Annotated in this window: 13 protein-coding genes; 10 read left to right on the forward strand and 3 right to left on the reverse strand. The window is 70.4% G+C overall.

Annotated elements, in window-relative coordinates:
• Positions 1–142: 142 nt before the first annotated feature.
• From ON26_RS06115 to ON26_RS06130, 4 genes are all read left to right on the forward strand, one after another.
• Positions 143–547, forward strand: a complete 405-nt coding sequence (locus tag ON26_RS06115; protein WP_040794979.1) for a globin — start codon at positions 143–145, stop codon at positions 545–547.
• Positions 548–630: 83 nt separating this feature from the next.
• The gene (locus ON26_RS06120; protein WP_040794980.1) at positions 631–2,247 is read left to right on the forward strand and encodes a glycoside hydrolase family 13 protein; all 1,617 of its coding nucleotides are present in this window, start codon (positions 631–633) and stop codon (positions 2,245–2,247) included.
• A 70-nt stretch (positions 2,248–2,317) separates the two neighbouring features.
• Positions 2,318–2,590: an aa3-type cytochrome oxidase subunit CtaJ gene (gene ctaJ, locus ON26_RS06125; RefSeq protein ID WP_040794981.1), complete on the forward strand. Its 273-nt coding sequence runs from the start codon at positions 2,318–2,320 to the stop codon at positions 2,588–2,590.
• The gene (locus tag ON26_RS06130) at positions 2,577–3,041 is read left to right on the forward strand and encodes a DUF5130 domain-containing protein (protein ID WP_040794982.1); all 465 of its coding nucleotides are present in this window, start codon (positions 2,577–2,579) and stop codon (positions 3,039–3,041) included. Before ctaJ ends, ON26_RS06130 begins: the two co-directional genes overlap by 14 nt.
• Before the next feature lie 100 nt (positions 3,042–3,141).
• Here ON26_RS06130 and pepN read toward each other — a convergent pair whose 3' ends face one another.
• Entirely contained in the window at positions 3,142–5,715 is a 2,574-nt protein-coding gene (pepN, locus tag ON26_RS06135; protein ID WP_040794983.1) for an aminopeptidase N, read from the reverse strand.
• 251 nt (positions 5,716–5,966) lie between these two features.
• On the opposite strand from pepN, the gene ON26_RS06140 reads away from it, so the two are divergent.
• Genes ON26_RS06140 through ON26_RS06150 form a run of 3 tightly spaced genes read left to right on the forward strand, consistent with a single transcriptional unit; the run spans position 5,967 to position 8,019 of the window.
• On the forward strand, positions 5,967–6,791 hold the full coding sequence (locus ON26_RS06140; RefSeq protein WP_040794984.1) for a phosphoribosylaminoimidazolesuccinocarboxamide synthase: 825 nt from the start codon (positions 5,967–5,969) through the stop codon (positions 6,789–6,791).
• 35 nt (positions 6,792–6,826) lie between these two features.
• Positions 6,827–7,765, forward strand: a complete 939-nt coding sequence (locus ON26_RS06145; RefSeq protein WP_040794985.1) for a PQQ-binding-like beta-propeller repeat protein — start codon at positions 6,827–6,829, stop codon at positions 7,763–7,765.
• Positions 7,762–8,019, forward strand: coding sequence for a hypothetical protein (locus ON26_RS06150; protein WP_040794986.1), 258 nt, complete (start codon positions 7,762–7,764; stop codon positions 8,017–8,019). The genes ON26_RS06145 and ON26_RS06150 overlap by 4 nt, the downstream gene beginning before the upstream one ends.
• Positions 8,020–8,104: 85 nt before the next feature.
• On the opposite strand, the gene ON26_RS06155 is transcribed toward ON26_RS06150, so the two are convergent.
• Complete coding sequence (locus ON26_RS06155; protein ID WP_040794987.1) at positions 8,105–9,328, reverse strand: NAD(P)/FAD-dependent oxidoreductase; 1,224 nt, start codon at positions 9,326–9,328, stop codon at positions 8,105–8,107.
• 154 nt (positions 9,329–9,482) lie between these two features.
• Here ON26_RS06155 and ON26_RS06160 point away from each other — a divergent pair, with 154 nt between their 5' ends.
• Entirely contained in the window at positions 9,483–10,178 is a 696-nt protein-coding gene (locus ON26_RS06160; RefSeq protein ID WP_051026737.1) for a mycothiol-dependent nitroreductase Rv2466c family protein, read from the forward strand.
• A 48-nt stretch (positions 10,179–10,226) separates the two neighbouring features.
• On the opposite strand, the gene ON26_RS06165 is transcribed toward ON26_RS06160, so the two are convergent.
• The gene (locus ON26_RS06165) at positions 10,227–11,282 is read right to left on the reverse strand and encodes a M48 family metallopeptidase (RefSeq protein WP_040795026.1); all 1,056 of its coding nucleotides are present in this window, start codon (positions 11,280–11,282) and stop codon (positions 10,227–10,229) included.
• Positions 11,283–11,351: 69 nt separating this feature from the next.
• Between ON26_RS06165 and ON26_RS06170 the strand changes: the two genes are divergently transcribed.
• Together ON26_RS06170 and ON26_RS06175 are read left to right on the forward strand one after the other, a co-directional pair.
• Positions 11,352–11,825: a ribose-5-phosphate isomerase gene (locus ON26_RS06170; protein ID WP_040794989.1), complete on the forward strand. Its 474-nt coding sequence runs from the start codon at positions 11,352–11,354 to the stop codon at positions 11,823–11,825.
• Between the two features lie 25 nt (positions 11,826–11,850).
• The gene (locus tag ON26_RS06175; protein ID WP_040794990.1) at positions 11,851–12,648 is read left to right on the forward strand and encodes an Fpg/Nei family DNA glycosylase; all 798 of its coding nucleotides are present in this window, start codon (positions 11,851–11,853) and stop codon (positions 12,646–12,648) included.
• Positions 12,649–12,661 lie beyond the last annotated feature (13 nt).

Below are 12,661 nucleotides of genomic sequence, written 5' to 3' on the forward strand. Positions count from 1 at the left end.
TGCACGGTGATTTCGAACAATCTTCGGTGAACTGCCGTCGAAGCGCAGCCTTCCGGCGACCCCGGCGAGCCCCTGCGGCCGTCACCGCCCACCGCAGGCGGGCACAATGGAATGCGGCGACTTCTGCGATCGAAAGGACCCGATGAGTTCCGGCGAACAGACGGCGACCTCGTTCTACGACGCGGTCGGCGGTGCGGAGACGTTCCACCGCCTGGTGGCGGTGTTCTACCGCGAGGTGGCCGCCGACGAGATCCTGCGCCCCCTCTATCCGGAAGCCGACCTCGGTCCCGCCGAGCGGCGCATGCGGATGTTCCTCGAGCAGTACTGGGGCGGCCCGCGCACCTATTCCGACGAGCGCGGCCATCCCCGGCTGCGGATGCGGCACATGCCGTTCACGGTGGGCCCGCTGCAGCGGGACGCCTGGCTGCGCTGCATGCGTATCGCGATCGGTGAAATCGAGCCCGAGGTGCTCGACGACGAACACCGCAAGGCGCTGCTGGACTACTTCGAGATGGCCGCCCACTCGCTGATGAACTCGCCGATCTGAATCGCCCGGGGTGTGAATGCCCCCACGCCTGCCGCGCGCCGGGCCCTGTCGTGCGGCACCATGGCGGAGTGACCCTCGACCGAGTGACACCCTCAGTCCACCCGGCCGCCCCCGGGAACGGCCCCGCCCCGGATGCCGACCGCGCCTGGTGGCGCTCCGCGGTCTTCTACCAGGTCTACCCCCGCTCGTTCGCCGACTCCGGCGACGACGGCGTGGGCGATCTCGGTGGTGTCCGCGAGCGGCTCGACTACCTCGTCGAGCTCGGTGTCGACGCGCTGTGGATCTGCCCGGTGATGCGCTCGCCGATGGCCGACGGCGGCTACGACGTGGCCGACCCGCGCGATATCGACCCGCTCTTCGGCGGCATGTCCGCGATGGACGCCCTGCTCGCCGAAGCCCACGCCCGCGGCATCAAGGTCACGATGGACCTCGTTCCCAACCACACCAGCGATCGGCACCCCTGGTTCACCGCCGCGCTGGCGGCCGCGCCCGGCAGCCCGGAGCGCGCCCGCTACATCTTCCGTGCGGGCCGCGGCGCCGAGGGGGAGTTGCCGCCGAACAACTGGCCGAGCATCTTCGGCGGCCCGGCCTGGACCCGGGTCACCGAGGCCGACGGTCGCTTGGGCGAGTGGTATCTGCACTTGTTCGCCCCCGAGCAGCCCGACCTCGACTGGGAGAATCCCGAAGTCGTCGCCGACTTCGAGCAGACGCTGCGGTTCTGGCTGGACCGGGGCGTCGACGGCTTCCGCATCGATGTCGCGCACGGCATGGCCAAGCCCGTCGACCTGCCCGATCTGGCGCAGGTCAACACCAAGATGCTGATCCACGACGACAGCGATCCGCGGTTCAACAACCCGGGTGTGCACGACATCCACCGCGGCATCCGCAAGGTGCTCGACGAGTACCCGCACGCGGTGGCCATTGGCGAGGTGTGGGTCGACGACAACGTTCGCTTCGGCGAGTACGTGCGCCCCGACGAACTGCACCTGGCGTTCAACTTCCGGCTCGCCGAGACGCCCTTCGACGCGGCGGCGGTGCGCGAGTCGGTGGAGCACTCGCTCGCGGCGGTCGCCGAGGTCGGCGCCCCGGCCACCTGGACGCTGTCCAACCACGACATCGAACGCGAGGTCACCCGCTACGGCGGCGGCGCCCTCGGTACCGCCAGGGCCAGGGCCATGATCCTGCTCGAGCTGGCGCTACCCGGCCCGGTCTTCGTCTACAACGGCTCCGAACTCGGCCTGCCCAATGTCGACGACCTGCCCGAGGAGGTGCTGCAGGACCCGGTCTGGGAACGCTCGGGGCACACCGAGCGCGGCCGTGACGGCTGCCGGGTACCGATACCGTGGGAGGGCGATGTCCCGCCGTTCGGCTTCTCCCGCGGTACGCGCTCCTGGCTGCCGATCCCGCCGGAATGGGCCGAGCTGACCGTGCGGTCCCAGCTCGGCCGAGCCGAGTCGACGCTGTCGCTCTACCGCTCGGCCATCGAATTGCGTCGCACACGTCCCGAATTCGTCGGCGACGGGCTGGAATGGCTGCCCGATTCGCCCGGTGTGCTGGCCTTCCGCAGGCCCGGCGGACTGGTGTGCGTGCTGAACACCGGCACCGAGCCGATCGTGCTGCCCGAGGGAGATCCGCTGCTGGCCAGCGCCCCGGTGGTCGGGGATCTGCTGCCGCCGGATGCCGCTGTCTGGCTGGTGTGAACCGGCCTGACACGCGCCGAGTGTGCGACCGGACGCGCGTCTACTACACAGCATCGTCTACCTTTGAACCGTGAGCATTCTCGAGACAGTGCTGATCTTCCTCGGCATCCCGCTGGTGATCTACGCGGCGATCGCCGGATTGTCGTATCTCGGTAAGCCGCTGCCCGGTGAGAAGCCGGTCCACTTCGACCTGGGACAGAAGTGGACTCACCAGCCGGTGCTGTGGAGTGCCACCGACGAGGTGATCGGCAGCGGTCACCACGACGTCGCACCGCATGGCAGTCATGCGGCTATCGAATCCGCCCAGGAGCTGATCGGAGGCCGGGCAAGTGGCAAGTTCTAAGTGGCCCGCGGTGGTCGAGGCCGACCTTCCGCACGGATACGCCCTCACCAGCAGCGGCCGGGTCTCCGGCGTGCACGAGGCAGGCGCGGTGTTCGTCGAGGCGCCGTTCAGCGACGAAGAGCGCCTTGCGGTCGACAACGCGCTGATCGAGGCGACCCGCGCCACCAAGGTGCGCTTCACCATCTACATCGGCGATCTCGCCGGTGACGCCTCCGCCGCGGTCGACGAGCTGTTCGCGACCACCCAGGACGCGTCGCGCTCGGTGCTCATCGCCGTCTCGCCCAACGACAAGGTGATCGAGGTCCGCTCCGGCCGCGAGATCGCCGACCGCGCCAACGATCGCGTCTGCCAGCTCGGTGTCACCGCCGCGCTCAGCTCGATCCGGCAGGGCAAGCTGATCGACGGACTGGTGTCCGCGGTGCGCGTGATGGCGGCCGCGATCGGTCGCTGAGACCCGGCCGCGCGCGGCTCCGGTCCGCCGGCGGCGCTATCGGTACGCGAAACGGCGCGCTCACCTTCACCGGTGAGCGCGCCGTCGTCGTGTCCGGCCGCTACTTCGCGTCGAACGCCCGCGCCCGCAGCGAACGCTCGATGCCGGCCTTGCCCTCGGAGACCAGGCGCAGCAGCGCGGGCGGGTGGTCACCGGCGAGGAACTCGTCGGCCGCCGCCACCGCCTCCTCGCTGATCTCCCACGTCGGGTACAGGCCGACCACCACGGTCTGGGCGACCTCGCTCGAGCGCCGCTCCCACACCGCCGGGATCTCCTCGAAGTACTTGCGCACGTAATCCTTCAGCAACTCGCCCTGGCCCGCGGGCGCGAATCCGCCCACGATCGCGCGGGTGGTGATGTTGGGGATGGAATCGTCGTTCATCACCTTCTGCCAGGCATCGGCCTTGACCTCGGCCTGCGGGCGCGCGGTCGCCGCGGTGGCGGCCTGCCGCTTGCCGGTCGCGGTCGGGTCGGCGGCCAGCTCGCGGTCGATGACCGGCGTCGCGAGGCCGTCGGCGTCGATCTCGCCCGCCGCGGCCAGCGCGCCGATCACCCGCCAGCGGAGGTCGGTGTCGACCACCAGGCCGGGCAGGCCGACCGTCGCCGGATCGCTGTCGAGCAGTTCGCGCAGCACCTCGGTGTGCCGGGCCTCCAGGCGCGCGCCGAGCAGCGCGTTGACGAAGGCCAGCTGGTGGTCCGAGCCCGCCTCGGCTTCGCGGGCCAGTTCCAGCAGCCGGTCGCCGAATTCGGTCCAGCCGACGCCCTCGGCCCAGGCCGGATCGGCGTAGCTGCCCAGCGCGGTGTGCGCCTGCATGAGCAGCCGCTGCACCACGCCGATCTCGGTCTCCGCGCCGATGCCGCGCTGCACCAGCGCGACGAAATCCCGGGCGCGCAACTCGGCCTGGCGGGTCATCTCCCAGGCCGCCGACCAGGCCAGCGTGCGCGGCAGCGGCTCGGCGATATCGCCGATGCGGTTGATCAGCACCTCGAGCGACTCGGGGTCGAGGCGCACCGAGCAGTAGGTGAGGTCGTCGTCGTTGATCAGCACGAACTTGCCGCGCGCGACACCGGTCAGCTCCGGCACCTCGGTGCGCTCGGTGGCGTCGAGGTCCAGCTCCACCCGGTGGGTGCGGACCAGCTTGCCGTCCACCTCGTCGTAGACGCCGATCGCCAGCCGGTGCACGCGCTGCTCACCCGCGCCCGGCTGCGCGCCTTCCTGCACCACCGCGAACGAGCTGAACGTGCCGTCCTCGCCGACCTCGAACTCCGGGCGCAGGATGTTCAACCCGGTGGTCTTGAGCCATTGCGCGCCCCAGCCGGACAGATCGCGGCCCGAGGACTTCTCCAGCGCGCCGAGCAGATCGTCGAAGGTGGCATTGCCGTAGGCGTGCTCGGCGAAGTAGTCGCGCAGACCGGCCAGGAAGGGCTCCAGCCCGACGTAGGAGACCAGCTGCTTGAGCACGCTGGCGCCCTTGGCGTAGGTGATGCCGTCGAAGTTGACCTCGACCGCGGCCAGATCCGGGATGTCGGCGGCGATCGGGTGGGTGGAGGGCAGCTGGTCCTGCCGGTAGGCCCAGGACTTCTCCACGTTGGCGAAAGTGGTCCAGGCGCTGGTGTATTCGGTGGCCTCGGCTTGGCACAGCACCGAGGCGAAGGTCGCGAAGGACTCGTTGAGCCACAGATCGTCCCACCACTTCATGGTGACCAGGTCGCCGAACCACATGTGCGCCATCTCGTGCAGCACGGTCTCGGCGCGGCGCTCGTAGGAGGCGCGGGTGACCTTGGACCGGAAGACGTAGTCCTCGAGGAAGGTGACCGCGCCCGCGTTCTCCATCGCGCCCGCGTTGAACTCCGGCACGAACAGCTGGTCGTACTTGCCGAAGGCGTAGGGCACGCCGAAGTTGCGGTGGTAGAAGCCGAAGCCCTGCTTGGTCTCGGTGAACAGTCGCTCGGCGTCCATGTGCTCGGCCAGCGAGGAGCGGCAGTACAGCCCCAACGGAATCTCGCCGTGCTCGTCGCGGTAGGTGTCGGTCCACTTCGCGTAAGGGCCGGCGATCATGGCGACCAGGTAGGTGCTCATCTTCGGCGTGGTGGCGAAGGTGTGGGTGGCCACCGTGCCGTCGTCGGTGCGCTCGCCCGGCCCGTTGGAGACCACCTGCCAGTCCAGTGGGGCGGTGGCGGTGATGTCGAAGGTGGCCTTGAGGTCGGGCTGGTCGAAGCAGGCGAACATGCGCTTGGCGTCGGCGGTCTCGAACTGCGAGTACAGGTAGACGCCGCCGTCGGCCGGGTCGACCATCCGGTGCAGGCCCTCGCCGGTGTGCGAGTACTCGCAGTCGGCCTCGACCACCAGTTCGTTGCGTTCGGCCAGGTCGGGCAGCGTGATACCGGTCGACTCGTCGTAGGAGCTCACGTCGAGCCCGACGCCGTTGAGTACGGCCGAGCGGACCCGGGCGGCGACGATGTCGACGAAGGTGCTCGCGCCCGGCTTCGCGGTGAACGTGACGGTGGTGCGCGACCCGAAGGTACTCGCCCCTTCGGACTGCTCGGTGAGGTCGAGTTCGATGCGGTAATTCTCGACGCCGACCGTGGCGGCGCGCTCGATCGCCTGGTCGCGGGTGAGATTCGGGGCGGACATGGAACTCCTTCGCTCTTCGACGAACACGGCACGAACGGTTCGCGGGTGGCGGCGCCGGAGCCGGGCCGTCCACACGGACTGTCGGCCCAACCCTATCGGCCGGCGGGACACCGGCGCTGCTCATCACCCGACAGCCGCGGCCGACTTCGCCGGGCTGTCCCGGGGCTGGCGGCACGGGGCAGGGGAGGGCGAGCGGTATTGTTTGCCTGCCCGATAGCCGGGCGGCAACCCACGGATTCGGAGGCTCGACGGTGAAGCATGTGCACGCCGGGAAGGTGCGTGACCTGTACGAGGACGGCGACACCCTGCTGCTGGTCGCCTCGGATCGGGTCTCGGTGTACGACGTGGTGCTGCCCACGCCGATTCCGGGCAAGGGCGCACTGCTGACCCAGCTGTCGAACTGGTGGTTCGAGTTCTTCACCGACATTCCCAACCACATCGTCTCGGCCGTCGACGTGCCCGAGGAGTTCCGCGGCCGCGGCGTGCGGGTCAAGCCGCTGCGGATGCTGGCGGTGGAGTGCATCGCGCGCGGCTATCTGACCGGTTCGGGCCTGAAGGAATACCAGGCCACCGGCACCGTGTCCGGGGTCGCGCTGCCACCCGGCCTGCGTGACGGCGACAAGCTGCCCGAGCCGATCTTCACCCCGACCAGCAAAGCCTCCGAGGGCCACGACGAGCCGATCACCTTCGCCGATGTGGGGAACCAGGAGGGCCGCGAGGTCGCCGAGGCACTGCGTGAACGCACCCTGGAGATCTACCGCCGCGGCGCCGAGCACGCGGCGGGCAACGGCGTCATCATCGCCGACACCAAAGTCGAATTCGGCTGGGACGGTGACGTGCTCACCCTCGGCGACGAGGTCCTCACCTCCGACTCCTCCCGGTTCTGGCCCGCCGACCAGTGGGAGCCCGGCCACCCGCAGCCCTCCTTCGACAAGCAGTTCGTGCGCGACTGGGCCACCTCCACCGGCTGGGACAAGGAGCCGCCCGGCCCGGAGGTGCCCGCCGATATCGTCGAGGCCACCCGGCGGAAGTACCAGGAGGCCTACGAGCTCATCACCGGCCGCGCCTGGAGCTGATCGCCACCTGCGCCGGGGCGGTCCTCGGGTTCGCGGTGACCCTGCAGGTGCTCGACTGGATCGCCATCGCCCGCGAGTCCGGCGGCTCGTGCGGGACCAGCAAGGGCATCAGTTACGGCGACTGTCCGCGCCACTGGGGCACCATCTTCGTCTCCTCGCTGTTCGGCCTGATGGCGGCTGTCCCGCTGCTGGTGTTCGCCGTGATCCGCTCCCGGCTTGGCGGTGCGGCGGCAGCCGTGGTCGCGGCGGTGTCGGCCGTCTACCCGGCCGCCGTCGTCTTCGGCCAGTTGCACGGCGACACCTGGGAATCGGCCTGGGCCGCGCCCTCGGATCGCACGGAAGACGGTGAGACGGCCGGGATCTGGCTCGGCGCGGATGATGCGGACATGCTCCCCGCCGGCCCCGACGTTCTCGCTGTCGCAGGCGATACAGCCGTCGCCCTCGGCGCGGACACCGTGCACGGTTTCGCCCTGCGCGACGGCGCGCCCCGCCGGCAGTTCCGGCTACCGGAATCGGCGTGCGGCGACCCGTGGCTGGCGGCCGGACGCCAGGTCGTCGTCGCGGTGGACCGCTGCACCGGTACCGAATCCGCCGACAGCGGACCGGCCCTGTGGGCCTTGGACCCCGCCACCGGTGCGGTGGCCTGGACCGCCGCCGTCCCCTTCGAGGGCACTCGCCGAGTGACCAGGATCGCCGCCGAGCCGCTCGTCCTGCACGTCGCCGAGAGCGGCAAGCGCGGCCGGTCCGCCTTCGTCGCCTTCGACGACACCGGCAGGGTCACCGCCACCGTCGACAGCGACGACTCCGAGTCGAGTTTCTCGTCCTTCGACGTGAGCGGCTTCGATGCCGCCCCGGTCACCTCACCCGGACGGTCGTCACCGGGAACACACTCGTCGCCACCGCGTCGGCCCAGGGCGAGACCGGCTACCGCCTCGTCGCCCACGACCTCGCCACCGGGGACCGGCTGTGGGTGAGCGACCAGTTGGAGGACGCGCCCGACGCCCTGGTCGCCGACGGCGACCGTGTGGTGGTGGTCGTCGACAACTTCCGGGTCCTCGGCCTCGGGGCGTTCGACCTGCGTACCGGCGCCGAATCCCATCTCGGCGTGGCCGTCGTCGAGCGACTGGCGTCCGCGATCCAGGTATTCGCCCTGCCCGAGGTCTACCTGGTGCTCGGCAGCGACGGCAGTGCGCCCTACCGGCCGTTGCAGGCCGTCGCGCGGCCGTGAGCCAGGCCATTCCGTGCCTGCCCGAGCCCGCCTGGACGGCCCGGCCGGCTGCCGGGACCAGTGCGCGAGCCGGGCGCGCCCACCGTCACAACGGCCGGGAGGTGTCGGCCAGCAGATGCGGGTCGACGGGCTCGCCCGCGGTGATCAGTTCCTTGATCCGGTCGGTCACGTCCCAGACGTTGACGTTCATCCCGGCCAGCACCCGGTTCGCCGGATCGAGCCAGAAGGCCACGAATTCCCGGCCGGCGGCATCCCCGCGCACCACCAGCCGCGTCCGGGCGCCGCGCGCGACGAAGCCGGTGTACTCCATGCCGAGGTCGTACTGGTCGGTGAAGAAGTAGGGCAATCGGTCGTAGGAGGCCTCGCGGCCGAGCATGGTCGCCGCCGCGACTTCGGGCTGGTTGAGCGCGTTCGCCCAGTGCTCGACCCGCACGCGGGTGCCCAGGCTCGGATGGTCCTGTTCGGCGATGTCGCCGATCGCCACGATGTCGGGGTCGCTGGTGCGCAGGCCCGCGTCGACCAGCACGCCGCCGTGTGTCGCCAGCCCCGCCTGCCTGGCCAGGTCGAGGTCCGGCTCCGCACCGACGGCGATCAGCACCGCGTCGGCGGGCGTCGTCGTGCCGTCGGCCAGGCTCAGGCCGGTCGCGACGCCGTCGTCGTCGGTGGTGATCGCGTCGACCTGCACTCCCAGTCGCAGGTCGACGCCGTGCTCACGATGCAACTCGGCGAAAACGGTGCCCATCTCCGGGCCGAGCGGGCCGAGCAGGGGCAGAGCGGCGGTCTCCACGACGGTCACATCGCATCCGCGGGTGCGCGCGGCCGCGGCGACCTCCATGCCGATCCAGCCCGCGCCGATGATCGCCAGCCGGGCCCGCCGCTCCAGAAGTTCGGACAGGGCGCGGGCGTCGTCGATGGAGCGCAGGGTGTGGACATTCGGGGCGTCCGCGCCCGCGAGCCGCAGCCAGCGCGCCGAGGAGCCGGTGGCCAGCGCCAGTTTGTCGTAACGCAGGGTCGAGCGATCCGGCAGCGCAACTGTTTTCGCCGCCGCGTCGATGCCGGTCACGGCTGTGCCGAGCATGAGCTCGACATGGTGGTCGCGATACCACTGGGCTGCCTCGACGGTGAAGTCCGGCAGTTGCTTCTTGCCGAGCAGGAACTCCTTGGACAACGGTGGTCGCTCGTAGGGCAGATGCTCCTCGGCGCCGATGAGGGTGAGCGAGCCGTCGAAGTCGGCGGCGCGTAGCGCCCGAGCCAGTCCTGCCGCGGCGAGGCCGCCGCCCACGATCACGAAACGCCGATCCGAGGTCATCGCGAACTCCTTCGCTGCCGAGGGTCTCGTCGCCCTCGACCCTACTGTCACCAGGGCATTCGCGAGCTCGGTTCGCGATCGACCCACCGGAGAACCGGGCAGGGGCGGGTCGGCGGAACCGGGAACGAATCGGCGCCGAGGATGGTTGGCAGGAATGACGCGTGCGTCACTGCCGCGTCCGCCGACCGATCGAGAGGAACGACACGTGACCGAGACGGGCACAAAGAAAGATGTCGCCGATTTCTGGTTCGATCCGCTGTGCCCCTGGTGCTGGATCACCTCGCGCTGGATTCTCGAAGTCGAGAAGGTCCGCGACATCGAGGCGCGCTTCCACGTCATGAGCTTGGCGGTGCTCAACGAGGGCCGGGATCTGCCCGAGGAATACGTCGAGATGATGAAGTCCGCGTGGGGCCCGGTCCGGGTCGCCATCGCCGCCGCCGAGCAGCACGGCGACAAGGTGCTCCTGCCGCTCTACACCGCGATGGGCACCCGCATCCACGAGCGCAAGGACGAGTACGAGCGCGAGAACCGCGCGGAGTCGCTGCGCGCGGTAGTCGTCGACGCGCTCGCCGAGCTCGACCTGCCCGCCGACCTGATCGAAGCCGCCGACAGCACCGACTACGACGAGGCGCTGCGGGCCAGCCATCACGCGGGCATGGACGCGGTCGGCCCGGATGTCGGGACCCCGACCATCCACGTCAACGGCGTGGCATTCTTCGGCCCCGTGCTCTCGCGCATCCCGCGCGGCGAAGACGCGGGCAAGGTCTGGGACGGCGTCGTCGCGCTGGCCTCCTACCCGTACTTCTACGAGCTGAAGCGCACCCGCGACGAAGGCCCGATCTTCGACTGAGACTGCGCGCCCACCGGGCGGGTCGGGTGCCCGCTCGGGAACCGGCGCTCAGGCGACGGGCTGCGATGGCAGGCTGGGGACCTCGCCGTAGTGCGGCGCGCCTGTGCCGAATCCGGCGGGGCGCGGCGCGGGCCGCCAGAACAATTTGCCGTGCCTGCTGCGATCCCGCAGTGCCGACATCCGCCAGGTGAGCACCGGATGGCTGGACAGCGCGTTGGCCAGCCAGACGAATCCGCCCTTCTCGGTCGCGGCGCGGTCGGCCATCTCGTCGAACCCGACCAGCGTGTTGAGGTACTTGCCCGCGGCCAGCGTGCCCATCGCCGCGCTCGCGCCGGTGGCGCGGTGACAGTAGCCGTAGTTGTCGGCGGTGTACTCCTGCGCGCGGCTCAGCGACGAGCCGAGTATCGGCAGGAACGGCATCAGGAACATGCCCAGCTGCCGCCAGTACGAGACGTGCCCGGCCGCGATGTGGCCGACCTCGTGCCCGATGATGAACGCCAGCGCGTCGGGTTCGCGCGCCTGCCCGCCGACCTCGAACAGATCGCTGTAGACCACCACGAACCGCCGGAACCCGTGCCCGGAGGCGAAGGCGTTGATCTGGCCGTTGCCCAGCACGACATAGGCGTCGGGCGCTGTGCGCATCCCGAAGCGCTGCGCGGCCTCGGCCACCATGCGGTAACCCTCGGGGAACTGGGTCGGCGACATCTTCACGCCGCTCACCCGCTGGGTGGCGTAGTTGAGACCACGTCCGGCCCAGACCAGCAGCGGTGCGAAGACCAGCAGCAGCAGATAATCGCCCGGCGTGATGCCCTCCGCGATCGCGACGGCGAACATACCCAGCGCCACCACATACGCCACCGCGGTGCAGAGCACGACCAGCACCAGCAACGGGATCTCCCAGCTGTGCCGCGCGGGCATACCCCACGGCGCCAGCCCGCGCGGGCCGCGATCGGGCGCCGGGGCGAGCGGCGCGCCGTGGTACGGGGGAACGGACCGATACGAGGTGGTGGATCCGCCGGACGGTGGCTGTCCCCAGCCGGTCGCGGACGCGTAGGGATCGACGGGACCGCCCGGCGGCGGCGATGTCGGTTCGGGCGACTGCATGAAATGCACCTTATGCGGGGCCGGTCCCCGCTCGGAGCGCGCCCGGAACGACCTGCGACAATCGCTGCCATGCGCGTATACCTTGGTGCCGACCATGCCGGTTTCGAACTGAAGAATCACGTGAAGGCCCACCTCGAGCAGGCGGGTCACGATGTCGTCGACTGCGGCGCGCTGGAATACGACGCCCTCGACGACTACCCGGCCTTCTGCATCGAGGCCGCGCGCCGCACCGTCGCCGATCCGGGCAGCCTCGGCCTGGTGTTCGGCGGATCCGGCAACGGCGAGCAGATCGCGGCCAACAAGGTGCCCGGCGCCCGCTGCGCGCTGGCCTGGAGCGTGGAGACCGCGAAGCTGGCCCGCGAGCACAACAACGCCCAGCTGATCGGCATCGGCGGCCGCATGCACTCCACCGAGGAAGCGCTGGCCATCGTCGACGCCTTCGTCTCGACCGCCTGGTCGGAGGAGCCCCGTCACCAGCGTCGCATCGACATCCTCGCCGACTACGAGAAGACCGGCGAAGCCCCCGCGGTGCCCGCGTACTGAGTTCGCTCGATCCCGGGGGAGCACCATGCCGGAAGGGCACACCCTGCACCGGCTCGCCGACCAGCACCGACGGCTCTTCGCGGGCGGCACGGTGCGGGTGTCGAGCCCGCAGGGCCGGTTCGCCGAGGGCGCCGCGCTGGTCGACGGGCGGACGCTGGACGACAGCACAGCGCACGGCAAGCACCTGCTGCACCACTACGACAACGGTCTGACCGTGCACGTGCATCTCGGCTTGTACGGCGCGTTCCACGACGCGCCGCTGCCGATGGGCCCGCCGGTCGGCGCGGTGCGGATGCGGCTGATCGGCCGCGAGCACGGCACCGACCTGCGCGGCCCCGCCGCCTGTGAAGTACTGCTGCCCCCGCAGGTCGACGCGCTGCTGGCCCGGCTCGGTCCGGACCCGCTGCGCGCCGACGCCGATCCGGAGCAGGCCTGGCGGCGAATCAGCCGCTCGCGCAGGCCGATCGGGGCACTGTTGATGGACCAGAAGGTCGTCGCGGGCGTCGGCAATGTCTACCGCGCCGAAGTCCTTTTCCGGCACGGTATTTCGCCCTACCGTCCAGGCACCGAGATGGATGCCGAGGAGTGGAAGGCCATCTGGGCGGATCTGGTCGAGCTCATGCCGGTGGGCGTGGCCACCGGCCGTATGCACGTGGTGCGACCCGAACACGATCACGGTGAGCCGTCCTATGCGGCGGACCGCCCGCGCACCTATGTCTACCGCAGGCTTGGATCGGGTTGTCGGGTGTGCGGCTCACCGGTTGCCCACGCGGTGCTCGACGGCCGGAATCTGTTCTGGTGCCCGGAGTGCCAGCCGCGCTGATCTCCTCGGCTCC

This window comes from Nocardia higoensis NBRC 100133, assembly GCF_000308595.1.
Classification (GTDB): Bacteria; Actinomycetota; Actinomycetes; order Mycobacteriales; family Mycobacteriaceae; genus Nocardia; species Nocardia higoensis.

Bases quoted from the DNA above. Each gene is read 5' to 3' on its own strand.
- ON26_RS06115 (WP_040794979.1), top strand. From the start codon at position 143: ATGAGTTCCGGCGAACAGACGGCGACCTCGTTCTACGACGCGGTCGGC.
- pepN (WP_040794983.1), bottom strand. From the start codon at position 5,715: ATGTCCGCCCCGAATCTCACCCGCGACCAGGCGATCGAGCGCGCCGCC.
- ON26_RS06155 (WP_040794987.1), bottom strand. From the start codon at position 9,328: ATGACCTCGGATCGGCGTTTCGTGATCGTGGGCGGCGGCCTCGCCGCG.
- ON26_RS06160 (WP_051026737.1), top strand. From the start codon at position 9,483: ATGACGCGTGCGTCACTGCCGCGTCCGCCGACCGATCGAGAGGAACGA.
- ON26_RS06165 (WP_040795026.1), bottom strand. From the start codon at position 11,282: ATGCAGTCGCCCGAACCGACATCGCCGCCGCCGGGCGGTCCCGTCGAT.
- ON26_RS06170 (WP_040794989.1), top strand. From the start codon at position 11,352: ATGCGCGTATACCTTGGTGCCGACCATGCCGGTTTCGAACTGAAGAAT.
- ON26_RS06175 (WP_040794990.1), top strand. From the start codon at position 11,851: ATGCCGGAAGGGCACACCCTGCACCGGCTCGCCGACCAGCACCGACGG.